The sequence below is a fragment of the Parviterribacter multiflagellatus genome, assembly GCF_056863265.1.
On the sequence record NZ_JBXPIZ010000001.1, the window covers coordinates 425,270 to 448,075 of the forward strand.

The following is a 22,806-nucleotide window of genomic DNA, read 5'->3' on the forward strand; positions in this document are numbered from 1 at the left end:
CGAGCCGTTCGCGGCTTCTGAGGAGGACCCGGCGGGGCCTAGGCGGCCAAGCCGAGCCTGCGGACGAGCCCGGCGGAGCGCGTCGCGGTGCGCTCCGTGGCGGTCTCGGCCACAGCGGTGGCGTGCACGTTGAGGAGCTCGACGAGCTCGGCGGTGCGCGCGAAGGGGTCGGCGACGACGACGTCGCTCTGGAGGGACCGGGCGGCCAGCGGCGTGCCGTCGACCTCGGCGATGAGGACCGGGCCGAAGGGCACCGGCTTGGAGTCCAGGGCGGCGAGGCGGACGAGGGTCGGACCATCGGCGGCCGTCGCGGGGCGGATCGAGATGGTCGGGGTCTGGGACAGGGTCATGGCGCGTCTTCTTCGTTGGCTTCCCCTACATGATCGGCCGCCGAGGCCGTAAGCACAAGTGCCAATTCGTTAGCGCTCCGATAAGCTGTCCTTATGCTCGACGTCAAGCGACTGCGGGTGCTGCGCGAAGTGGCCGCCAAGGGCTCGTTCTCCGCCGCCGCGGAGTCGCTCGCGTACACGCAGTCGGCGGTCTCGCAGCAGATCGCGGCGCTCGAGCGCGAGGCCGGCACGCGCCTCGTCGACCGCTCCGCGCGCGGCGTGCGCCTGACCGAGGCCGGTCGCGCGCTCGTCCGCCACACCGACGTGATCCTCGCCCGCCTGGCCGACGCCGAGGCGGAGCTGGAGGCGATCGCCGGGCTGCGCGGAGGGCGGTTGCGGTTGGTCTCGTTCGCCACCGCGGGCGCGACCGTGATGCCGCGCGCGATCGCGCGGTTCCGCGAGCTGCACCCGGGCGTCGAGCTGTCGCTGGAGCCCGGCGAGCCGCCCGAGGCGCTGCAGCGCCTGCGCGCGGGGGAGGCCGACATCGCGATGGCGATCGACGCGCCGTTCGGCCCGCAGGAGGACGACGGCATCGACCGCCTGCACGTCCTCGACGACCCGATGTACATCGTGCTCCCGCGCGATCACAAGCTCGCGGTCAAGCCGCGCATCCGGCTGGAGGAGCTCGCGGGCGAGAACTGGATCGGCGGCTCGGCCGGCGGCTGCCCGGACACGCTCATCCTCCTGCGCGCCTGCCAGTCGGCGGGCTTCGAGCCGCGGATCGCGTTCCACTCCGACGACTACCTGGCCATCCAGGGCTTCGTCGCGGCGGGCATGGGCGTGTCGCTCATCCCGGACCTCGCGCTGCTCGCCGTCCGCGACGACGTGGTCGTCCGCTCGCTCGGCGCCCGCCCGCCGGTGCGGCTCATCCGCGCGGCGACGATGCAGGACGGCTACCGCTCCCCAGCGGCCGACGCGATGCTCGACATCCTCGCCGAGGTCGGCGCGGACTTCATGGGCGAGCGCCAGCAGCTCGCGCTCGCCTCGTAGCGCGCGCGAGAACTTTCTCCCACGCACGGCGTGGGCGCGTTTAGGCTCGCGCAGGGTGATGCGAGCCGGCCTGCGATCCCTCGTCGCGATCGCCGCCGTCGTCTTCGGCGTGCTGGGGGCGGGAGCGGCCACGGCGCGCGCGGCGACGCCGGTGGGCGCGGGCCACCACCCCGATGCGGTGGTGGACCGCGAGGGGCGCACGCACGTGGTGTGGAACGAGAGCCGCACCGGGACGAACGACCTGCTGCACTACTGCCGGATCGACTTCGGCGGAAGCGGATGCGCGGTCAAGTACGTCTTCCCGCCGTACGGCAACATCGCGAACAACACGGATTTCGTGGGCCCGCACGTGCGGGTGACGCCGCTCGGCGAGGTCCTGATCTTCACGGCACGCTGCTGCGGCGTGGCGATGCCGCCGTCGGAGACCGCGAACATCGTGATGCAGTCGGCCGATGACGGCATCACGTGGAGTCAGCCGTCGATCATCGGCGACGTCGAACCCGGCGCCCCCGCCGCGCCCGCGCCGATCGTCTACGACGACGTCGACGACCGGGTGCTCACCATGGCCGGCCGCACGGGCCAGGCGATCCTCCAGGCCCAACCGCTCGGCCAGACGACGACCGCCGCGGCGCTGCTCGACGACCAGAACGCGTACAGCCCGTCGGTCGCCCAGCGCGGGCGCAACTCGTTCGTCGCCGCGTGGGCCCGCCTGGACGACACCACGCGCGTGCGCACATACGACTGCACGGGCGTGTGCCCCCAGACGCGCCCGAACACCGCCTCGACGTGGACGTCAGCTGTCACCGTCCCCGACGCCGCCGACCCGCAGCTCGTCGCCGGCCCGACCGGCACGTTCCTCTTCTCGCGCGCGAGCGACCGCACCTGGCAGGCGCGCCGCATCGACGGGACCGCCGTGGGCGCGCCGCAGCCGGTGAGCGCGCCGGGCGCGGGGGTGCACGCGACCTTCTCCGCCGATCCGGCGACCGGGCGGCTCCACGCGCTGTACGTGGGGCCCGCGAACAACCTCGAGTACCGTACGTCGACCGACGGGGCGAGCTGGACGCTCCCGCACGAGGTCGCGCCCGGGCCGGACTTCACGATCGGCCACCCGGCGCTCGCGGCGGGGCAGGCGGACGGCGGGCCGGTCGGGCTCGCGCTGTGGACCTCACAGCCGGGCGGCGTCCAGAACCCGCAGATCCTCAGCCAGCCGCTCCCTGACCCGGCGACGCTCCCCTACGTCGTCCCGCCGCCGCCCGCGCCCCCGGCGCCGCCCACGCCGCCCGGCGGTGGACCACCCGGCCCGCGGCCGGTCCATCCCTGCCAGATCCTGAGCTTCGGGCCGCTCGACGTCATCGCCGACAGCTGCATGACCGTCCGCGGCACCGAGTTCACCGCGACCGGCGGCGTGCGGATCAACGGCCTGAGCGTGCGGCTGGAGGGCAACGGCCGCATCACGTTCGACCGCCGCGCGCGGACGGTCGAGTCGACCGGCACGGTGACGGTGCGCGCAGGCGCCGTCGTGCTGTGGAAGGGGCGGATCGACTGGCGCATCCCGGCGGGCACGTCGTGGACGGTCGGCACGCTCGACGTCGGGAAGTTCGGTGGCGACCTCCTCGGCTTCCCGCTGGCCGGCAAGGCCGAGCTGCGGCTGCGCCGGGGCGCGGCGGAGATCCCGCTCCACGTCGGGCTGCCCGCGCTGTTCGGCGGCGTGACCGGCGACGTGACGCTGCGGATCGACAACGCCGGCGGGCTGCGCGTCCGCGACCTCGACGTCAAGGTCGCCAACGCGTTCCTCGGCATCGTGCAGGTCAAGGACCTCGAGTTCCGCTACGAGGCCGACGAGGACGTCTGGCAGGGCGGGGCGACGCTCATCCTCCCGCCGCAGCCGCCGGGCCCGTCGCTCGACGCGCGGGTCGGGTTCCGCAAGGGCGCGTTCGACTACGCGCGCGGGGAGCTGACGTTCCCGGGCTCGGGCATCCCGCTCGACCCGTTCAGCGTCGTCTACCTGCAGCGCATCCGGTTCGCCGTCGAGACGACGCCCGAGTTGCGGCTCAAGGGCGGCGTCGGGCTGTCGGCGGGGCCGAAGATCGGGAGCGTGCGGGCGATCGGGGTCGACGGCGACCTCACGCTGACGCTGCCCGACGCCCCCAAGCCGACGGTTCTGCGCGCGGACGGGCGGGTGTCGATCGTCGACGTCGGGCTGGCGAGCGCGTACTTCGAGCTGCGCACGAACGGGTTCGTCGGCTTCGGCGGGCGGATGGACCTCGACCTGCCCGGCATCTACGCGGGCGCGAACTTCGACGGCGCGCTGCTCGGCCTGCGCTTCAACGTCGAGGCCGCCGCGCGGATCTGCCTGGGCGGCCGCGGCGGGCAGTGCTTCAACGGGCAGGCGGTGGTGTCGAGCACGGGCTTCGGCGCGTGCGCGGACGTGATCGGGCTCGCGGCGGGCGTGGGCTACAGGTGGGGCGAGTCGCCCGATCTGTTCACGGGCTGCGACGTCGGGCCGTACCGCGCGTCGGTCGCGCAGGCGCCGGGCGGGGCGCGGACGGTCTCGATCCCCTCCGGCTCGCGCGGCGCGTTCGTCGCGGTGCGGGGGATCGGCGCGCCGCCCGCCGTCGCGCTCGTCGGGCCGGGCGGCCAGCGGGTCGAGGCCAACGGGCCGTCCGCCGTCGTCGTGCGCGAGGCCGACACCACGTGGTTCGTCCTCGCGCGACCGGCCGCCGGCGCGTGGCGGGTGGAGGAGCTGCCGGGCTCGGCGCCCGTCCGCGCGGTCGATCACGCGCAGGCGCTCCCGAAGCCCTCCGTCCGTGCGACGGTCCGCCGGGGCTTCCGTGGCTCGCGCGCGCGGGAGCTCTCGTACCGCATCGCCGCCGTCCCCGGCCAGCGCGTCTGGTTCGCGGAGGAGGGCGCGGCGGCGGCGAAGACGATCGGCGTCGCGCGCGGCACGACCGGCACGCTGCGCTGGACGCCCGCGGACGGCCCGGGCGGGCGTCGCCGCATCGTCGCGATCGTCGAGTCCTACGGCCGCCCACGCGACCGCCTGAACGTCGCTTCCTACGTCGCTCCCGCGCCCGTCGTGCCCGCCGCTCCGCGCGGCGCGCGTGTCCGCCGCACCGGCTCGGGCGGCGCCGTCGTGACGTGGCGGCCCGTCACGGGCGCGAAGCGCTACCTCGTCCGCGCGCGGCTGAGCGACGGCCGCTCGCTCGTCCTGCCCGCGACGGCGTCCGGCCGCCGCGCGGTCCTGCCCGACGTCGCCCGCACCACCACCGGGACGATCCGCGTGGCGGCGGTGCGCAGCGACGGGCGCGAGGGCCGTGCGGCGCGGCTGTCCCTGCGCCGCGCCGCACGTGCCCGCTAGGCCGCCGTCACTCCTCCGGCAGCGTCCAGACGTCCGCGATCGACGGGTCGTAGAACGCGGGGTCGTCCTGGTTCTCGAACCGGATGCGCACCTCGCCGTCGGTCGCCCGGCTCGCGGGCACGACCAGCTCGTACGTCTCCGTCCCGCCGCTGTCGCGGCCGCCGACGCGCAGCGCGACCTCCGCGCCGTCGACGTAGACCTTGTACCGCTTGGTCTGCGCGCGGTCGTAGGTCTCGATCACGCGGAGGACGAACGGCCTGCCCGCGACGACCTTCGCGTCGAGCTCGAAGTACGAGAACGGCGTGAGGTGGCCGGCGTAGCGGCGTGTCAGGCCCGCCTCGCTGCTCGTCCCCGACGACGCCGACGCGGTCAGGCGGTGCGCCTGCTCGGACGCCGCGTTGCCGAGGTCGACGTGGTCGTAGCCGGCCGGCAGCGGGCTGGGCAGCGGCGCGATCTGCACCTTCAGCGTGCCCGTCCAGCGTGCCAGCTCCGCGCCGTCCCGCGCGAACGTCGCCGTCAGCTCGACGTCCTCGGCCGCGCGCTGCGCCGCCCGCGGGACGGCGACCGTCGTGCGGACCGTGATCTCCCCGCCCGCCGGCACCGTGACGTCCGCGCTCGGCGCGGGGGCGTCCCAGCCGGCCGGCACGGCGAGCCGCACCTGCCCGATCGCCGGCGCGCGGCCCGCGTTGCGCAGCGTCGTCGCGACCTCGGCCGTCCCGCCCGGCCGGACGGTCTCCGGCGTGGCCGTCACCGCGGCGACCGTGATGGGGGAGACGACGTCGATCGCGACCGGCGCGTCCACGTCGACCTCGACGCCGGCGAACTCGTACCGCACGTGCGCGCGCGCCGTGACGGTGCCGGGCCGCTGGCCCTCCGGCACGGTGAGCGTGAACTGCCCGTCGGCCGCCGCGCGGGGCGCCAGCCGCAACGCGAGCCGTGCCTCCGCGGGCCGCACCCGCCAGCCGGCGTCGAGCCCGGCCACCGACGCGCGGACGTCTCGCAGCGTCGTCGCCGCGCCGTTCGCCACGCGCACCGCCACTGCCGCGTCGTCGCCCGGCCGGACCTGCGCGGGAGCGAGCGCGGCCTCGAGCCGCATGCCGAGCAGGTCGCTGGTCGCGGTGCCGAGCGCCTCACGCACCGCCGCCGACTTGGCCGTCAGCGCCGCCCGGTCCGCCGCGCCGAGCCGCACCCCGCGCAGCTCCTCGTCGAACGCGTCGAGCGCCCGCACCGACCACGCGAGCGCCTCGGCGGCGTCGACTGCGTCGCCGCGCCGCAGCTCGGCCAGCGCGCGCTCGCCGCCGTCCGCGACCGCTTCGAGCGCTCGCAGCAGCGCCCGCTCGTCACCGCGGCGCAGATCGAGCGCGCGGACCGCGTCGGCCAGCGCCTCGGTCCGGACGAGCGCCCGGCCCGCGAGCCCCATCCGCTCGTCGGCGGCGAAGACGTAGCGGCCGGAGCCGACCGTCACCCGCACGACGCCGTCGCCCTGCTCGACGCGCTCGATCCCGTCCACGCGGTCGAGCGGCAGCCCGCCCTCGGTGATCGCGTGCGCGTTCTCGGCCGGGACGTGGACGGTCGCGGTGGAGCCCACCGGCACGTCCACGCGCAGCTCCAGCGCGCGGTCGCGGTTGCGCCACGCGCTCGTCACCGGGCCGAACGGCGTCCGCGTCGTCGCGCGCGCCCAGGCCATCGAGCCCGTCACGGCCGGCGCGATCGTGATGTCGCGGTAGCCCGTCGTCTGCGACGCGCGGATGCCCGCGACGTGGTGGAAGTACCAGTCCTCGACCGTGCCGAGGAAGTAGTGGCCGCGCGAGCGCGCCTCCTTGGCCCAGTGCTCCCACATCGTGGTCGCGCCGTTCTCGATCATGAAGCCCCAGCTCGGGTACGCGGTCTGCGTCGCGAGCGTGTGGGCGAGGTCGGCGTGGCCGTGCTCGGTCAGCACGGGGAGGAGGTACTTCGTGCCGAGCACGCCGGTGTTGAGCGTGTTGCCGCGCCGCCGCACGTCGGCCGCGATCGAGTCGACCACGCGCTGCGTCGTCGCCGCGTCCGGCGTGAGCCCGAACGCCACCGCCAGCACGTTGTGGGTCTGGCGGTAGCCGCGGTCGCCGCTGCCGCGGTAGAGGCCGGCGTCGCGGTCGAGGAAGCGCGCGTTGAACGCCTCCTTCACCGCGGCGGCGCGCGTGGCGAAGTGCTGCGCGTCGGCAGTCTTGCCGAGCAGCTTCGCGCTGCGCTCCATGCTCGTGAGCATCGTGTAGAGGTACGCCGTGCCCGACACCCGCAGGTCCTCGGGCGCGTTGCCGCCTGCCGGGCTCGCCTCCGGGCTCACCCAGTCACCGAGCCGCACGTCGTCGACGATGCCGTCGGCCGCCTGGTCGTACTCGAGGTCGACGTACTTGCGCATGCCGTCGTAGAGCTGCGCGAGCGGCTGGACGTCGCCGCCGTACTGGTTGAGCCACTCGGGGATGAGCACGTAGGCCGAGTGCCACGGCGGCGCGATGCCCCACTCGCCCCAGGTGCCCGAGCTCGGCGCGATCACCATCGGCCGGCCGTCGGTGGAGCGCGTCTCGTGCAGGTCGCGCATCCACTTGGCCATCAGCTCGTGGACGTCGAGGTTGAGCAGGAACATCTCCGCGCCGACCGCCGCGTCGCCGGTCCAGCCGTTCTTCTCGAACATCGGCGTGTCGGTCGGGATGCCGTGGAGGTTGTTGAGGATCGTGTCCACGACCGCACGGTGCGTGCGGTTCATGATCGGCTCGGAGCTGTCGAACGAGCCGGTCGTCTCCACGTCGGTGTGGACGGCCTTGGCGGTGAACGCCGACAGCGGCGGCGGCTCCTCACCGGGCCAGCCGGTCACCTGGACGTACTGGAAGCCCTTGTAGGAGAACCGCGCCTCCCAGCGCTCCGCCTGACCGGTGCCGGCGAGGATGAACCGGTCGGTCTGGAAGCCCGACTGGAAGCCGCCGTTGTTCGAGAAGTCCGGCAGGCCGTCGTCCTTGAGCTTCTCGCCGTACTGAGCGCGGATCGTCGTGCCCGCGGGCCCTTGCGCCGCGATCTCGACCCAGCCCGCCAGCACGCGCGGGAACTTGACGACGTAGGTGCCGGGCTGCGGCTCGGTGATCTCGGTCGCGGGGAGCGACTCGGTCACGCGGATCGGCTGCTGGCGCTGGTTGACCAGCTCGCCCTTCGGGCCCGCCACCTCGCTCGCCGGCGCCCAGGCCGCGTCGTCGAAGCCGGGCGTGTCGTAGCCGGGGATCGTGCGGCGCGCGTCGTACGTCTCGCCCGCGTAGAGGTCGTCGAAGACCGTCGGTCCGTCGGCGATCCGCCAGCGGTCGTCGGTGACGACGTCCTGGACGCGGCCGTCCTCGTACTCGATCCGCAGGCGCGCGCGGACGACCGGCTCGTCGTGCCACGGCGGCGCCTCCCAGCGCCAGACGTTCCCGCCCGTCATGCCGTAGAAGCCGCGGCCGAGCTCCATCCCGAGGGCGTTGGCCCCGGGCTTGAGCTGCGCCGTGAGGTCGGCGGTCGCGTACTGGACGGTGTCGTCGTAGTCGGTGAAGCCGGGGGAGAGGACCTCGTCGGTCGTCTTGCGGCCGTTGAGCGAGACGTCCGCGTAGCCGCCGGCGGCGTAGAAGAGCGTCGCGTTGCGGACGCGGCCGGTGACGTCGAACTGGCGGCGCAGGAGCGGCGCGGGGCGCGGCTCGTCGCGCGGCGGGCGGACGTTGCGGTTCCACGGCGCGCCGCCGTACGGCGCCTGGACGACCGCGGCGCCCCAGCTCGTGTCGTCGAAGTCGGGCCGGTGGAAGTCGGCGGGGAACGTCTTGGCGGCCTTCCAGCCGGTGCCGGTGGTGAGCGTCTCGGCCGAGCCGTCGGTGTAGCGGACGCGGATCGCGGCGATGAGGCCGGCGGGGCTGCCCGCGCCGTTCGTGGTGCGGACGGCGACGACGTTGCGCTGCGGGTCGAGCGCGGTCTCGAAGCGGCGCGACTGCTGCCACTCGTTGTTCGCGCCGGCGGTGCTGCCGAGCTCGCGGCCGTTGAGCCAGAGGCGGTACGAGTCGTCGGCCGTGATGACGATCTCCGCGCTGGCAGCTTGCTTCCCGGCCGGCGTGGGGTGGGTGAGGCGGAACGCGCGGGGCTCGGCCGGTGCGACCGGCGTGGTGGCCTCGGGCGTCCAGATCCAGGACGCGCTCTCGACCGTCAGCGTCTCGGCGCCGCGGGGGCGGCGGGCGTTGCCGATCCACGCGCTGCCGGCCCAGTCCGCTTCGTCGTAGAGGCCGGTGCGGAAGGCGGAGCGCGCGGAGGTGGCGCCGCGGTTGGTGACGACGTCGACGCGCCACTCGTACCGGGTCGCGCTGTCCAGGCGCGGGCCGCCGTACGCGACGTCGGTGGAGGCGCGGGAGCGGACGAGGCCGCTGTCCCAGACGGTGCGGGCGCGGCCGCGCTGACCGGGCTGCGTGACCTGGACGCGGTACGCGCGCTGCTCGGTCCCGCGGACGCTGGAGTCGATCACCCACGAGAAGCGCGGCTTGTCGACGTCGATGCCGACCGGCTCGGCCTTGCGCTCGACCTCCAGGTCCGCGAGCGCGACGCGCGCCCCTCCGGCGCCGCTGCCGCGCGCTTGTGCGTGCGCTGCCGTGGCCCAGCTCAAGGCCACGACGCAGACCAGGACGACCGCGGACACCCCTCGCCCAAGGCGTTCGGACATGTTCTCTTCTCCCGTGAGACCCAGCGGTTCGAACACGAACGCTCACAACCGCACAATGACCGCGGCGGACCGTAAATGAGGCAGCGGGATCCCGCAAGAGCGTGAACGCGCCGATCGTCACGTGGCCGCCGGATCGCCCTCTGGGCGCCGTGTCGGTCCTGCCGGCGGGCTGCCGTGAAGGTCCGGCCCACCCCGCGCTACAGTGTTGGCCGCCCACGCGCCGGTGGCGGAATTGGTAGACGCGCAAGGTTGAGGGCCTTGTGGGGGATAACCCCGTGGTGGTTCGAGTCCACTTCGGCGCACTTGGAAAGACCCAGCAGACGCTGGGTCTTTCTCGTTCCGGGGCGATCGTGGATGCGGGGCTTGCATCCGTCCGGCGGCTTCTCTAGGTTGACGAACACATGTTCGTAGCCCGCCAACCCGATGCCGACCTGAGGAGCGCCCCGTGGACCTGACGAAGCGCCAGCAGGAGATCTTCGACTTCATCAAGCGCTATTCAGCCACCCACGGCTACCCGCCGACCGTCCGCGACATCGGCAAGGCCGTCGGGCTCGCCTCGTCCTCGACGGTGCACGCGCACCTGGCGAACCTCGAGAAGGCGGGGCTGCTGCGGCGCGATCCCTCCAAGCCGCGCGCGATCGAGCTGCTCGACCGGGTGGTCGACGGCGTGCGCGAGGCGGGCGAGTCCGCGGTGCGGGTGCTGTCGGGCGGCAACGGGCTCCCGCTCGTCGGTCAGGTCGCGGCGGGTTCGCCGATCCTCGCCGAGGAGAACGTCGAGCAGCACATCGCCGTGCCGGCCGAGGCCGGCGGCAGCGCGGGCGAGTTCCTCCTCCGCGTCAAGGGCGAGTCGATGATCGACGCGGGCATCCTCGACGGGGACCTCGTGGTCGTCCAGAAGCAGGACACCGCGCGGGACGGCGAGATCGTGGTGGCGCGCGTCGGCGACGACGAGGCGACGGTCAAGACCTTCTACCGCGAGGCCGACCACATCCGCCTGCAGCCGGAGAACCCGACGCTGGAGCCCATCCGCACACGGGACGTGCAGATCGAGGGCAAGGTCGTCGGCCTGCTCCGGTCGCTGTAGACGCGTCTAGACTTCACAGCGCACACCAGGCAGCCGCGGAGGCACACCACCTTCGAGGAAAGTCCGGACATCACAGGGCAGGACGGTCGGGCGACCGACCCGGGGAAACCCGCGGGAAAGTGCCACAGAAACACACCGCCGATGGTCGGCGGCCGCCCGCGCGACGGTCGCAGACACAGGCAAGGGTGAAAGGGTGCGGTAAGAGCGCACCGGCGTCGTGGTGACACGGCGGCCAGGCAAACCCCGTCCGATGCAAGGCCAAGCAGGACCGCTTGCAGGTAGCCCGCCAAGGTCCAGGTCGGCCGCAGAGATGGATGGCTGCTCAACGACAGAATCCGGCTTACCGGCGTGCTACGGGAACGGCCCCGCTTCGGCGGGGTCGTTCCTATTTCGTGACCACGACGTCGAACCCGGGCGCCGGTGACGTACGGTCGGGTCGATGCGCTTCGGGGTCTTCTACGAGCACCAGCTCCCGCGGCCGTGGGCGGAGGGCGACGAGCACCGGCTGCTGCAGGACGCGCTGACGCAGGTCCAGCTGGCCGACGAGGTCGGGTTCGACCACGTCTGGGCGGTCGAGCACCACTTCCTCGAGGAGTACTCGCACTCCTCGGCGTCCGACGTCTTCCTCGCCGCGGCCAGCCAGCGGACGCAGCGGATCCGGCTCGGGTTCGGGATCCTCCCGCTCCCGCCCGGCTACCAGCACCCCGCGCGGGTGGCGGAGACGGTCGCGACGCTCGACCTCGTCTCCGGTGGTCGTGTCGACCTCGGCACGGGCGAGACGTCGTCGGGCGCGGAGCTGGCCGGCTTCGGCGTCGACCGGGAGACCAAGCGCGCGCAGTGGGACGAGGCGCTCGACGCGGTGACGCGGATGATGGTCGAGGAGCCGTTCGCCGGCATCGACGGCCGGTACGTCTCCATGCCGCCGCGCAACGTCGTCCCGAAACCGCTGCAGAAGCCGCACCCGCCGCTGTGGGTCGCTTGCTCGCGGCGCGAGACGATCCGGCTCGCGGCGGAGAAGGGCCTCGGCGCGCTGTCGTTCGCGTTCGTCGAGCCCGAGGAGACGCGCGAGTGGGTCGACGAGTACGAGGCGATCATCGCGTCGGACCGCTGCGTCCCGGCGGGCTTCGCGGTCAACCCGCGGCTGGCGGTCGTGCTCCCGATGATGCTCCACGACGACGAGGCGACGGCGGTCGAGCGCGGCATCGACGGCGCGCACTTCTTCGGCTACGCGCTCGCCCACTACTACGCCTTCGGCGAGCACCGGCCGGGGTGGACGTCGATCTGGGAGGAGTTCGAGGCGCGCCGCGCGGACGTCGGGTTCGCGCGCGACGGCGGCCCGCGCGGGGCGATCGGGACGCCTGCGCAGGTGCGCGACCTCGCGCGGCGCTACGAGGAGGCGGGCGTCGACCAGCTCATCTTCTGCCTGCAGGCCGGGCGCAACCGCCACGAGCACATCCTGGAGTCGATCCGGCTGTTCGGCGAGCGGGTGGTCCCCGAGTTCGCGTCGCAGGCGGAGGCGCGCGAGGCGGCGAAGGCGGAGCGGCTCGCGCCCGCGATCGCGGCGGCGCTGGAGCGGCGGCCGGTGCCGCGCGACGTCGATCCGGAGTACGCCTTCGCGCCGCTCGACAGCGGGCCGCCCGTCGCACCCGCTGCGGCCCCTCCCGCCTCCGCGTCCTCCCGCGCGCGCGTGGGGGCGGCGCTCTCGGCCCGTGGCGAGGCCGCGTTCGCGGCGTTCGTCGCCCGCTCGGACGACCGCCGGATCGAGCGCACGATCGGCTCCGACTCGGGCCTGCGCGTGCTGTTCGGCGCGATGGCGCAGCGGTACGTGCCGGGCAGCGCGAGCGGCTTCGCGGGCGAGGTGCTCTACGAGCTGCGCCGCACGGACGGGGCGCTGCGGCCGTGGACGGTCGAGATCGACGGGCGCCGCGCGCGCGTGCGGGCAGCCGACGGGGGATCGCCTAGGCTCACGCTCCGGATGAGCGTCGCGGACTTCGTGCGGGTGGCGAGCGGGGAGCTCGACCCGGCCAAGGGCCTGTTCACGGGGCGGATGGGGATCGAGGGCGATCTCGACCTCGCGCCGCGGCTCGGCGAGATGTTCGGCCGGCCCTCGGCGCTGTGAGCGTCACCGTCCGCCCGGCGCGCGAGGACGACGCCCCGGTGCTCGGCGCGATCGACCACGCGACGTGGACGCCCCTCTCGTCGCCCTCGGCGCGACCCGCGGAGCCGCCGCCGTTCTTCGGCGAGCGCACCGCGGTGGAGGACGTGCTGGTCGCCGAGCTGTCGCCGGGCGGGCGCGTCGCCGGCTATGTCAAGCTCGGCCACCCGACCCCGCTCGAGGCCAACCGCCACGTGTCGATGATCTGGGGCCTCGCGGTCGACCCGGCGCTCCAGGGTCGCGGGATCGGCCGGGCGCTGCTGGCGGGCGCGGTGGCGGAGGCGCGGGCGCGGGGCGCCCGCAAGCTCGCCCTGCGGGTGCTCTCGCACAACGCCGGCGCGCTCGCGCTCTACCGCGCGCTCGCGCTCTACCGCGCGTTCGGGTTCGTGGAGGAGGGCGTGCTGCGCGAGGAGTTCCTCCTCGACGGCGCGTACGTCGATGACGTGATCATGGCGCTGTCCTTGCGCTGATCTGTCGCAAAGAGCGGCTGATTCTTGGCCGCTGACCGTTGATCGCATCCGACCCCGATGCGAACATGTGTTCGTATCGATGATCGTCTGCGTGCTGCTTCCCCGCTTCGCTCTCACGGTCGCCGCCGGCGACCGTGAGCTCCTCCTGCGCGAGCCTTCCGCGCTGGCGCCCGAGCCCGGGCGCGAGCAGGTCGTGGGCGAGGTCTCGCCCGCGGCGGAAGGGTACGGCGTGCACCCCGGGATGCGGGTGGGCGAGGCGCTCGCGCGGTGTCCGCGGCTGGCGCTGATCCCGCCCGATCCTGTCGGCGTCGCCGACGAGTGGGAAGGGCTGCTGACGCGGCTGGAGGCGATCGGCGCGCGGGTGGAGGCGGAGCCCGGGCAGGCGTGCTTCGACGCGCGCGGGCTGCGGCGGCTGCACGGCGGGCACCTCGACGGCGTGATGGCTGCGACGCGCGCGGCGCTGCGGCGGCCGGCGCGACTGGGCGCCGGGCCGACGCGGTTCGTGGCGCTCGCCGCGGCGACGAGCGCCCGCGCGCGGCGGCCGCGGGTGGTGGGGGAGCGCGACGCGCGCGCGTTCCTCGCCGAGCAGTCGGTGCGGCTGCTGCGCCACCGCGCGGCGACCGCGCACCTGCCCGAGCCGCTCGCCCGGCTCGGCATCCAGACGCTCGGCGCGCTGGCGGAGCTGCCGCGGGCGTCGGTGGCCGACCGGTTCGGCGCCGCGGGCGTCCACGCGCACGAGCTTGCGTGCGGGGTGGACACGCCGCCGCGCCCGCGCGTGGTGGGGGAGCGGCTCGAGGAGACGCTCGACCTGCCTGAGGCGGCCAACGGCCAGCAGCTCGACCGGGCGCTGGCGCTGCTCGTCGACCGGCTGCTCGCCCGGCGGGAGCGGCGTGGGCGGACGATCCGCTCGGCGGTCCTGTCCGCGACGCTCGTCGAGGGCGGCACGTGGCGCGAGCGGGTCGTCTTCCGCGAGTCGACGGGCGACGCGGCGCGGCTGAAGCTCGCGCTCGGCGGGCGGCTGGCGGAGCTGCCGGCGCCGGCCGAGACGCTGCGGCTCGCGGCCGACCGGCTCGGGCCCGCGCACGTCGGCGGCACCGCGCTCTTCGAGGACAACGCGGAGGAGCGTCGCGCGCGACTGCGCGAGGCGGTCCGCCAGGCGCGCGCCGCCGCGGGCCCGGACGCCGCGCTGCGCGTCCTCGAGATCGACCCGGACTCCCGCGTCCCCGAGCGCCGCGCGTTCCTGACCCCCTTCGACGGCCCCGCGGACGATCGCGGCGACGGTCGTGCCTGAAGGCTTCCGGCCGGGAGGCCCGCGGGGTCCGCGCGGGTCGTCGCGGGCCCCGCGTGGCAGCGCCGGGCCGAAGCGGCTGGGGGAGCCGCGGCCGGTCCGTGTCCGGTGGGGCGAGGGTGGGCGGCCGACGGCGGTCGACGGCCGCGAGGTCGACGCGGTGCGCGAGTCGTGGCTGGTCGAGGACCGGTGGTGGACCGACCGCCCCGTGCGCCGCCGCTACTGGGAGGTCGTGACGATGGACGGGCGCAACTCGGTCGTCTTCCGCGAGCTGCAGCGCGGGACGTGGTACAGACAGAGGTGATGCCCCGCCGCACGACGACCGGACTGGCGCACGTCGCGACGGCGTCCTTCCTCGCCTCCCGCGCGACCCCGACCGGCGGGTTCGCGGTGGCGCTGGCGGGCGGGGTCGCGCTCGCGCGGGCGGCGGAGCGCTTCGGTGCGCGCCACGGGTTCGGCGCGTCGCTCGCGGCGATGCTCCAGACGGTCGCGATCATGGGCCCGGCGCGGATCACCGTGCCGCTCACCCAGGCGGTCAGCGCGCCGGTGCTCGGGCACATGGCCGGGCGCGGGCGCGGGACGGCCGCGCTGCTCGCCGCGACGATCGCGATGCGGGCGGCGCAGAACGCGGTCTCCACGCTCTTCTACGTGACGATCATCGTCGGGCTCGAGGCGTTCACCGGCACCTACGAGCGGCTGTTCGGATGGGTCCCGATCCTCCCGGCCAACCAGACCGGCGCGATCATCGGCGCGACGATCGTCTTCGTCGGCTGGGCGATCGCCGCGAGCGTCGTGCAGGTGCTCGTCTACCAGCGCGGCCTGAGCAACTGGCCCGCCGACCCGCCCGCGCCCGACGTGGTCGAGCGCGACGCTCCGCTCGCCGCCGCGCCCGCCGCCGCCCCCGACCCCGCCGCCACCTCGCCCGGCGCCGCCGCGCCCGACCCCTCCGCCCCCGCGCCCGCCGCCCCGCCGCCCGCGCGCGGCATCCGGTTCGACCCCCGCGCGGTCCTCCTCGCCGCCGTCGTCGCGTTCGCGATCCTCCTCACCGGCACGTGGTGGCCGATGCTCGGCGCGGTCGCGCTCTGGCTCGTCGTCGCGTCGCTCGTCGCGCGCGGGGACCGCTCCGCCATCAAGCCCGGCCTCGCGCTGATGGCCGTCCTCGCGTTCGGGGCGCTGACCGCCGGCCTCATCGGGGGCATGGGCCTCGACGAGACGCTCCGCCGCACCCTCCGCGCCGCGCTCCTCGTCCTCGTCGCGACCTGGTTGCGCTACGCCGCGGGGGAGGACGGGCTCCGCGAGGTCTTCCGCCGCATCCTGCACCGCTTCGACCGCATCCCGTCGATGCGCGAGACGAGCGAGGTCCTCGACGGCCTCGGCTCGACCGACGGGCTCGCGGCGTCCGGCAAGCGCCTGCTCGCGCGGCTCAAGGGCGTCGAGCCCGACCCGATCCCCGTCACCGACGCGGTCCTCGACTGGGTCGCGGGCGAGGCCGGCCGGCACGACCCCGCTGAGCCCGTCACGCACCCCGCGCTCCGTGTCCGCAGCCGCGACGCGGCGCTCGTCGCCCTCGCCGCCGCCTGCGCGCTCGCCCTTCCCCTCGCCGCCTGACGCGCGCGCCCGCTACAGGTCGCGGCGCGCGAACAGCGCGGCCGCCGCGGCCATGACCCCGCCCACGTAGACGGCGGCGTACGGCCAGATCCCCGTCCCGCGCTCCTCCGCCCCGCCGAACGGGCCGAGCGTCACGATCGCCTGCGTCGTCCCCTCGACGTCCGCGGTCAGCAGCGCGAGGCCGTGCTGGTAGAGCGCCTCGAAGGGCAGCAGCCACGCGCCGAGGTCGCCGATCGTGTCGAGCGTGTCCGAGTCGAGCGTCTCACCGATCTCCCCGAGCAGCCCGGCCGTCAGGCCCGCGCCGAACGCCATGAACACCGCGATCCCGTTCGCCGTGCTCGACAGGACCACCGAGCCGAGCAGCGCAAGCGCCGAGATCACCCCCGCGCCCGCCGCCAGGGCGAGCGCCGGCGCGACGATCCGGTCCGGCCACCACCCCAGCAGGCCGGTCACGACCACGCACGCGCCGAACAGCGCCACGACGTACGCGGCGCTCACCGCGCCCGCCGCCAAGAGCCGTCCGCCGAGGTACGCGGTCCGCCCCAGCGGCCGCACGATCACCGGCTGCAGCAGGCCGCGCTCGGCGTCGCCGCGCACCGCGCCGAGCGCCAGGAACGTCGCGAGCACCGCGCCGAGGAAGAGCGTCATGAACATCGACAGCCCGAGCACGGTCGCGCCGGCGAGCGTCTCGGCCTCGACGCCGAACTCGTTCCCGCCGAACTCGGACACGTCGTCGAACAGCCGCGACGCGCCCCACGCGTACAGCCCCAGGAACGCGACGCTCAGCACGAGGACGACGAGGAAGACCCGCCGGCGCAGCGACTCGCGGACCGCGTGGGCGGCGATCAGCAGCATCGCTCAGCTCACCGCCTCGACGTAGACGTCCTCGAGCGTCGACCGCAGCAGCCGCACCTCGTAGACCTCCTCGCCGGCCGCGACGAGCTCCGCCACGATCCGCGGCGCCTCCTCGCGCCCCGCGCCCTCGAAGAGCCGCACGCCGCCGCGCGTCTCGACCTCGACGCCGCGCGGGCGCGCGAGCTCGCCGGGCCGCCCCGTCGTCACGACGCGCCCGCGATTGACGATCGTCACCCGGTCGCACACGCGCTCGACGTCCGACAGCAGGTGCGAGTTGAGCAGCACCGACTGGCCGCGGCGGCGCAGCTCCACGAGCAGCTCGCGCACGAGGCGGCGGCCGACCGGGTCCAGCGCGCTCGTCGGCTCGTCGAGCAGGAGCAGCGCCGGCCGCCCGACCAGCGCCTGCGCGATCCCGAGCCGCTGCTGCATGCCCTTCGACATCTGCTCGACGCGGCGCCCGCGCGCGTCCGCGAGGCCGACCAGCTCCAGCAGCTCGCCGCGCTCCGCCGCGCCGCCGTCGGACCGCGCCAGCCGCTGGTGCAGGAGCAGCACCTCGTCCGCGGTCGCCCACCCGGGGAACCGGAACAGCTCCGCGAGGTACCCGAGCGCCGCGCGCGCCGGCGGGCTCCCCGCGGGATGGCCGGCGACCGTCACCGTGCCGCCCGACGCCCGCGCCAGGCCGCAGCAGATCTTCACGAGCGTCGACTTGCCCGCGCCGTTCGGGCCGAGCAGCCCGACGAGCTCGCCCTCGCCGACCTCCAGGTCGACGCCGTCGAGCGCCTGCACCCCACCGCGGTAGCGCTTCGCGAGGCCGCGGACCTCCAGAGCCGACACGCCGGACACGCCGCGGAACCTACCCGCGGCGTGCCACCGGCGTGTGCAGGACTCGTGCGAGACCTGTGAAGGCGGCTACTGCACCGTCACCGTCGTCGACCGCCCGTCCACGACGAGCCGGTACGTCCCCGGCCCGTCGAACCGCGCCGCCGGGAACGACAGGTCCACGCGAGCCCGCGCGCGACCGCCCAGCGACACCCGGCGGAACGCGACCAGCTCACGCCGCCCGCCGGCCTTCTCGGCGAACGCCAGCACGACCCGGTCCGCTGCGCCGCGGCCGGTGTTCCGGAGCTCCACCGACACGGGCACCTGCCCGCCGCCGGCCGCCACGGTGTCCGGCGCGATCAGCTGCCGCACGTCGAACCGCGCGTAGCCGAGCCCGTGGCCGAACGCGTACCGCGGGTCGTACGGCTCCTCGTCGTAGGAGATCGGGGCCTGCGCGATCGACCGCGGCCACGACACCGGGAGCCGCCCGGACGGCGCCTCGCGCCCGAAGAGCAGGTCGGCCACGGCCGCTCCGCCCTCGGTGCCCGGCAGGAACGCCGCCAGCGCCGCCTCCGCCCGGTCGAGCTGCCGGTTCATCACCAGCGGCCGCCCGGAGATCACGACGAGCACGACCGGCGTGCCCGTGTCCTGCAGCGCGTCGATCAGCTCCGCCTGCCCGGCCGGCAGCGCGGCGGTCGTCGTGTCGCCCTGGCCCTCCGCGTACGGGCCCTCGCCGACGGCGACGATCGCGACGTCCGAGCGCCGCGCGTCACGCACCGCCGCCTCCCGCGCGGCGGCCACCGCCGCCGGGTCGCCCGCCGCGTCGCCGGACGGCACGCCCGGCTGGTAGCGGACGGTCGTGCCCGGCGCCACCGCGTCGCGCACGCCCTCGACCACCGTCGTCACGTCCGGGATCTCACCGGCGGGCGCGGCGTTCAGGCCCTGCCACGCGATCGACCAGCCGCCGAGCTGGTTCGCGGCGCTGTCGGCGCTCGGGCCGGTCACCAGCACGCGGCCGGTGCGGCGGTCGAGCGGCAGCGTCCCGTCGTTCTCCAGCAGCACCATCGACTCGCGCGCCGCCTCACGGGCGAGCCGCCGGTCGGCCGGCGCCGCGACGACCCGTGCGGCGGCCTCGGGGTCGACGTACGGCCGCTCGAACAGGCCGAGCTTGAACTTCAGCGTCAGGATGCGCCGCACCGCCTCGTCCACGCGCGCGGCCGGGATCGTGCCGTCGTTGACGTTGTCGACGACGCCGGACGTGAACCCGACGTGGTCGAGCGGCACCATCGCCATGTCCATCCCGGCGTTGACGGCCAGCGCGACGGCCTCCTTGTACGTCGCCGCGACCTTGTACTTGGTCACGAGGAACGCGACGTCCTCCCAGTCCGACACGGCCACGCCCTCGAAGCCCAGCTCGCCGCGGAGCACGTCGGTGAGCAGCCGCCGCGACGCGTGGACCGGCTCGCCGTTGACGCTGCCGCTGTTGATCATCACGGTCTCCGCGCCCGCGTCGATCGCCTGCGCGAACGGCGGGAGGTGGACCCGGCGCAGCTCCTCGTCGGAGATCGTCGCGTCGGTGCGGTCCTTGCCGCTGTCGGGGGCCGAGTAGCCGGTGAAGTGCTTGGCGGTCGCCGCGACGCCGTCACGCGACGCGAGGCCCGCCCCCTGCTGGCCGCGGATGTTCGCGGCGCCGAGCGTGCCGGTGAGGAGCGGGTCCTCCCCGAACGGCTCGTAGTAGCGGCCCCATCGCAGGTCGCGCGCGGTGTCGACCACCGGCGCGAAGTTCCAGTGGATGCCGGTCGCGCGCACGGCCCGCGCGGTTCGCGCGCCGAGCTGCTGGGCGAGGTCGGGGTCGAACGACGCGCCGAGCCCGATCTGGTGCGGGAACATGGTCGCGCCGAGCACGTTGTTGTGGCCGTGCACCGCGTCGACGCCGTAGATGATCGGGATGCGCAGCCGCTGGTGCTCGAGCGCGTAGCGCTGGATCGCGTTCGTCATCTCCGCCCACGCCCGCGGCGTGTTCTCGGCCGGCGACGCGCCGCCGCCGGAGAGGATCGAGCCGACCTTCGCGTCGGCCAGCACGGAGTCGAGCATCTGCTCGTTCAGCGGGCCGCGATCCCAGTCGTTGGCCGGATCGCCCTGGAGCTTGGTGACGTTGATCTGCGTCATCTGCCCGGCCTTCTCCGCGAGCGTCATGCGCCCGAGGAGGTCCTCCACCCGCTGGGCGACCGGCGCCCGCGGATCGAGGTAGACGGGCCGGTCGCCGGCGCGTGCGGCGTCCTGCTGCTGCGCAGGCGCGGCGGCCGACCACCCGACCAGGGCGGTGGCGGTGACGGCGGCCGTCGCGGCAGCCGCAAGCGGCCCGCGCAGACGCCGGGGACAGCGATGGCTCATGGGTTCTCCTCCCCTGCCTAGGTGGACGTCGAGCCTGGTGCGGATTCATACGACGAACGTCTTCGATGTGCAAGTGCGCGGTGGATGTTCGACCTCCGAACGTCCGGTAGCCTCGCCATCGCGATGACCGCCGACGGACCTGGCTCGCCCCGCGAGCTGCGCGCGACCAACCGCGAGCGCCTCGTCGGCCTGCTGCGGCGCGACGGCCCGATGTCGCAGGCCGAGCTGGCGCGCGCGAGCGGCCTGGCGCCCGCGACCGTCTCGGTGATCGTGCGCGAGCTGCGCGGCGAGGGGTGGATCGCCGAGCCCGGCGCCGGCGCTGGTTCTCGCGGCGCGCGGGTGGCGCTCGACGCGCGCGCGGGCGTTGCGGTGGGGATCGACTTCGGCCACTCGCACGTGCGGGTCGCGCTCGCCGACCTGGCGCACACGGTGCTCGGCGAGGTCGTCGAGCCGCTCGACGTCGACCACGCCGCGGGCGCCGGGATCGCGCGCGCCGCGGAGCTGGTGCGCGGGCTGCTGGCCGAGGCGGGCGTGGAGCCGGGGCGCGTCGCGGGCGTCGGGATGGGGCTCCCCGGCCCACTGCTGTCGGCGACGGGCGAGGTCGGCGACTCCGCGATCCTGCCCGGCTGGATCGGTGCACATCCCGAGGCGCTGATGGCCGACGCGCTCGCCGGGATGCCGGTGCGGGTGGAGAACGACGCGAACCTGGGCGCGCTCGCGGAGACGGTGTGGGGCGCGGGCCGGGGCTGCCGCGACCTGCTGTACGTGAAGGTCGCGTCCGGTGTCGGCGGCGGGCTGGTGCTCGGCGGGCGGCTGTTCCACGGCGCGGGCGGGACGGCGGGGGAGCTCGGCCACCTGGTCGTCGACGCGCGCGGGCCGGTCTGCCGGTGCGGCAACCGCGGCTGCGTCGAGGCGTTCGCGGGCGCCGAGGCGGTGCTCGAGCCGCTGCGCCGTCGCCACGGCGACGGGTTGACGCTCGCGCGCGTGCTCGCGCTGGCGGCGGACGGCGACCACGGGGCGCGGCGCGTGATCGCTGACGCGGGCCGGGCGCTCGGTGGCGCGGTCGCGGCGGCCTGCAACCTCCTCGCGCCCGAGCGCGTGGTCGTCGGTGGCGAGCTGGCCGGCGCGGGGGAGGTCCTGCTCGCGCCGCTCCGCGAGGCGCTCGCCGGGAGCGCGATCGCGGCCGTCCGCGCGACCCCGGTCCACGCGGGCGTCCTGGGCGAGCGCGCGGAGGTCCTCGGTGCGGTCGCGCTCGTCCTGCGCGAGTCCGAGCGCTTCGTGGCGGAGCCTCCGCCCGCGCTCGCGTGACCTGAGGCACCGCCTCCGCACTTCCGCGACGAACCCGTGGTGATCCGTCACCCGCCGCGCTCCAGGCTCGGCGGGCATGTCCACCACCGAGTACGTCGCCGTCGTCCTCCTCGTCTCGCTCGTCCTGGCGGTCGGCGGCGCCCAGATCGCGGGCGTCGACGTCGCCGACGCTGTCGGCCGCAAGATCAAGGTCGCCCTCTGCGTCGTCGCGAACGAGGACTGCGACGAGAACGGGGAGGAGGAGGCGTGCGTCGTGTCCTCCGAGGAGGAAGGGCGGGAGGGCTCGCTGAGCATCGCGGTGATCCGCGCGAAGGACGGCCGCACCGTCCTGGTCGAGCAGCTCTCCAACGGCAAGTACCGCGTGTCGGTCACGCAGTCGACCGGCGTCGGCGGCGGGACCGGCCTGAGCTTCGGCGTGAAGCTGTGGAAGTGGGGCCTGGACGGCGGGGTGGACGTCGAGGGGTACGCGACGGCCGGCTACGAGCGGGTCTTCGAGGTCGACAGCGAGGCCGCGGCGACACGCCTCGTCGACAAGCTCGACGACGAGGACTGGAAGCTGGCCGGCGCGGCGAAGGGCGCGGTCGAGATGATCAAGGGCGACCATGCGGGGGCGACCGAGCAGTCGTTCGAGGTCGGCATCGGTGGGGAGGCGGAGGCTGCGCTCAACGCGCTGAAGTTCGACTCCGCCACCGCGAACGCCGCCGCGAGCCTGACGGCCGGCATCCGCCTCGATCACACGACCGGCGACCGCAGCATCACGCTCGCCCACGACATCAGCGTCTCGGCCGACGTGAGCATGCAGCTGGCGAGCATCGGGATCGGCGCGAGCGCGCCGCGGTCGCTCGAGCTGAAGTTCGATCGGCACAACCGCCCGAAGGCGCTCGTGCTCCGCGCGGGGATCGAGGCGTCCGGATCCGGCGAGCTCGACGTCGAGCGCGCGACGGGGGCGCCTCCGGGGCTGGTCGCGAACCTCGAGCTGCAGGGCGGCGCGCGTGGCGAGGTTGAGGCGGAGCTCGCACTCGACGGCCCGGAGCTCGCTCCCCACGTGCAGCGCCTGCTCGGCGGCGACGTGTCCGCGATCGCGCCGATGGTCGCGGCGATGCCGACCGCCGCACGCATCAAGGCGCAGGCGTACGCGACCACCGAGAAGAAGGACGGCTGGGGGCTCGGCGCCAAGGTCCCCGTGCTGGGCGAGGTCGCCATCGGCAACGAGTCCGTCGAGCGCACGACGAAGCTCCTCGGCGCGATCGAGCACAAGCCCGGCACGCCGCTGAACGCGTGGGAGCAGGACTGCGTGATGGCCGCGTGAGCGCCGTCCGCAACGTGCGGGGGTCGGCGGTGCAGGACGGCGCCCAGACGCTGCTGTCCGTCGCGCGCGAGTGCGAACAT

At 75.0% G+C, this 22,806-nt stretch carries 15 protein-coding genes, 1 tRNA gene and 1 other RNA gene; 12 read left to right on the forward strand and 5 right to left on the reverse strand.

All coding sequences use genetic code 11. The features are described from left to right. Positions 1-38: 38 nt before the first annotated feature. Positions 39-350 (reverse strand): hypothetical protein, encoded by a 312-nt coding sequence (locus AC1UE5_RS01920; RefSeq protein WP_482920372.1) that lies wholly within the window; start codon positions 348-350, stop codon positions 39-41. 93 nt (positions 351-443) lie between these two features. Between AC1UE5_RS01920 and AC1UE5_RS01925 the strand changes: the two genes are divergently transcribed. Both AC1UE5_RS01925 and AC1UE5_RS01930 read left to right on the forward strand, forming a co-directional pair. Further along, positions 444-1,379, forward strand: coding sequence for a LysR family transcriptional regulator (locus AC1UE5_RS01925; RefSeq protein WP_482920373.1), 936 nt, complete (start codon positions 444-446; stop codon positions 1,377-1,379). A gap of 58 nt (positions 1,380-1,437) precedes the next feature. Further along, on the forward strand, positions 1,438-4,737 hold the full coding sequence (locus AC1UE5_RS01930) for a ferredoxin reductase domain-containing protein (protein WP_482920374.1): 3,300 nt from the start codon (positions 1,438-1,440) through the stop codon (positions 4,735-4,737). Positions 4,738-4,744: 7 nt separating this feature from the next. Here the strand turns inward: AC1UE5_RS01930 and AC1UE5_RS01935 are convergent, their stop codons facing one another. Next, positions 4,745-9,412, reverse strand: a complete 4,668-nt coding sequence (locus tag AC1UE5_RS01935; protein ID WP_482920375.1) for a family 78 glycoside hydrolase catalytic domain — start codon at positions 9,410-9,412, stop codon at positions 4,745-4,747. A 241-nt stretch (positions 9,413-9,653) separates the two neighbouring features. Here AC1UE5_RS01935 and AC1UE5_RS01940 point away from each other — a divergent pair. The 8 genes from AC1UE5_RS01940 (at position 9,654) to AC1UE5_RS01975 (ending at position 16,041) form a co-directional block, all read left to right on the forward strand. Beyond that, positions 9,654-9,738 (forward strand) — tRNA-Leu (locus AC1UE5_RS01940). A gap of 143 nt (positions 9,739-9,881) precedes the next feature. Further along, on the forward strand, positions 9,882-10,520 hold the full coding sequence (gene lexA, locus AC1UE5_RS01945) for a transcriptional repressor LexA (RefSeq protein ID WP_482920376.1): 639 nt from the start codon (positions 9,882-9,884) through the stop codon (positions 10,518-10,520). A 17-nt stretch (positions 10,521-10,537) separates the two neighbouring features. Continuing rightward, an RNA gene (rnpB, locus tag AC1UE5_RS01950) (RNase P RNA component class A) lies at positions 10,538-10,877 on the forward strand. Positions 10,878-10,959: 82 nt separating this feature from the next. Then, the gene (locus tag AC1UE5_RS01955; protein WP_482920377.1) at positions 10,960-12,639 is read left to right on the forward strand and encodes an LLM class flavin-dependent oxidoreductase; all 1,680 of its coding nucleotides are present in this window, start codon (positions 10,960-10,962) and stop codon (positions 12,637-12,639) included. Then, positions 12,636-13,145: a GNAT family N-acetyltransferase gene (locus AC1UE5_RS01960; protein ID WP_482920378.1), complete on the forward strand. Its 510-nt coding sequence runs from the start codon at positions 12,636-12,638 to the stop codon at positions 13,143-13,145. The genes AC1UE5_RS01955 and AC1UE5_RS01960 overlap by 4 nt, the downstream gene beginning before the upstream one ends. A gap of 91 nt (positions 13,146-13,236) precedes the next feature. Further along, positions 13,237-14,436 (forward strand): Y-family DNA polymerase, encoded by a 1,200-nt coding sequence (locus tag AC1UE5_RS01965; protein ID WP_482920379.1) that lies wholly within the window; start codon positions 13,237-13,239, stop codon positions 14,434-14,436. After that, entirely contained in the window at positions 14,429-14,737 is a 309-nt protein-coding gene (locus AC1UE5_RS01970; RefSeq protein WP_482920380.1) for a hypothetical protein, read from the forward strand. Before AC1UE5_RS01965 ends, AC1UE5_RS01970 begins: the two co-directional genes overlap by 8 nt. Continuing rightward, positions 14,737-16,041 carry a hypothetical protein gene (locus AC1UE5_RS01975; protein ID WP_482920381.1) on the forward strand — a complete coding sequence of 435 codons (1,305 nt, stop codon included), beginning with the start codon at positions 14,737-14,739 and terminating at the stop codon, positions 16,039-16,041. The genes AC1UE5_RS01970 and AC1UE5_RS01975 overlap by 1 nt, the downstream gene beginning before the upstream one ends. 12 nt (positions 16,042-16,053) lie before the next feature. On the opposite strand, the gene AC1UE5_RS01980 is transcribed toward AC1UE5_RS01975, so the two are convergent. The 3 genes from AC1UE5_RS01980 to AC1UE5_RS01990 form a co-directional block, all read right to left on the reverse strand. Beyond that, entirely contained in the window at positions 16,054-16,896 is an 843-nt protein-coding gene (locus AC1UE5_RS01980; protein WP_482920382.1) for an ABC transporter permease subunit, read from the reverse strand. Between the two features lie 3 nt (positions 16,897-16,899). Beyond that, positions 16,900-17,739, reverse strand: a complete 840-nt coding sequence (locus AC1UE5_RS01985) for an ABC transporter ATP-binding protein (RefSeq protein WP_482920383.1) — start codon at positions 17,737-17,739, stop codon at positions 16,900-16,902. Between the two features lie 66 nt (positions 17,740-17,805). After that, a complete protein-coding gene (locus tag AC1UE5_RS01990; RefSeq protein WP_482920384.1) occupies positions 17,806-20,109 on the reverse strand; it encodes a glycoside hydrolase family 3 protein in 2,304 nt (767 codons plus the stop codon). A gap of 123 nt (positions 20,110-20,232) precedes the next feature. Between AC1UE5_RS01990 and AC1UE5_RS01995 the strand changes: the two genes are divergently transcribed. Next, positions 20,233-21,417 (forward strand): ROK family transcriptional regulator, encoded by a 1,185-nt coding sequence (locus AC1UE5_RS01995; RefSeq protein WP_482920385.1) that lies wholly within the window; start codon positions 20,233-20,235, stop codon positions 21,415-21,417. 76 nt (positions 21,418-21,493) lie between these two features. Next, entirely contained in the window at positions 21,494-22,726 is a 1,233-nt protein-coding gene (locus AC1UE5_RS02000) for a hypothetical protein (RefSeq protein ID WP_482920386.1), read from the forward strand. The last annotated feature ends 80 nt before the right edge of the window (positions 22,727-22,806 follow it).

Bases quoted from the DNA above. Each gene is read 5' to 3' on its own strand.
- AC1UE5_RS01920 (WP_482920372.1), bottom strand. From the start codon at position 350: ATGACCCTGTCCCAGACCCCGACCATCTCGATCCGCCCCGCGACGGCC.
- AC1UE5_RS01925 (WP_482920373.1), top strand. From the start codon at position 444: ATGCTCGACGTCAAGCGACTGCGGGTGCTGCGCGAAGTGGCCGCCAAG.
- AC1UE5_RS01930 (WP_482920374.1), top strand. From the start codon at position 1,438: ATGCGAGCCGGCCTGCGATCCCTCGTCGCGATCGCCGCCGTCGTCTTC.
- AC1UE5_RS01955 (WP_482920377.1), top strand. From the start codon at position 10,960: ATGCGCTTCGGGGTCTTCTACGAGCACCAGCTCCCGCGGCCGTGGGCG.
- AC1UE5_RS01975 (WP_482920381.1), top strand. From the start codon at position 14,737: ATGCCCCGCCGCACGACGACCGGACTGGCGCACGTCGCGACGGCGTCC.
- AC1UE5_RS01980 (WP_482920382.1), bottom strand. From the start codon at position 16,896: ATGCTGCTGATCGCCGCCCACGCGGTCCGCGAGTCGCTGCGCCGGCGG.
- AC1UE5_RS01990 (WP_482920384.1), bottom strand. From the start codon at position 20,109: ATGAGCCATCGCTGTCCCCGGCGTCTGCGCGGGCCGCTTGCGGCTGCC.
- AC1UE5_RS01995 (WP_482920385.1), top strand. From the start codon at position 20,233: ATGACCGCCGACGGACCTGGCTCGCCCCGCGAGCTGCGCGCGACCAAC.
- AC1UE5_RS02000 (WP_482920386.1), top strand. From the start codon at position 21,494: ATGTCCACCACCGAGTACGTCGCCGTCGTCCTCCTCGTCTCGCTCGTC.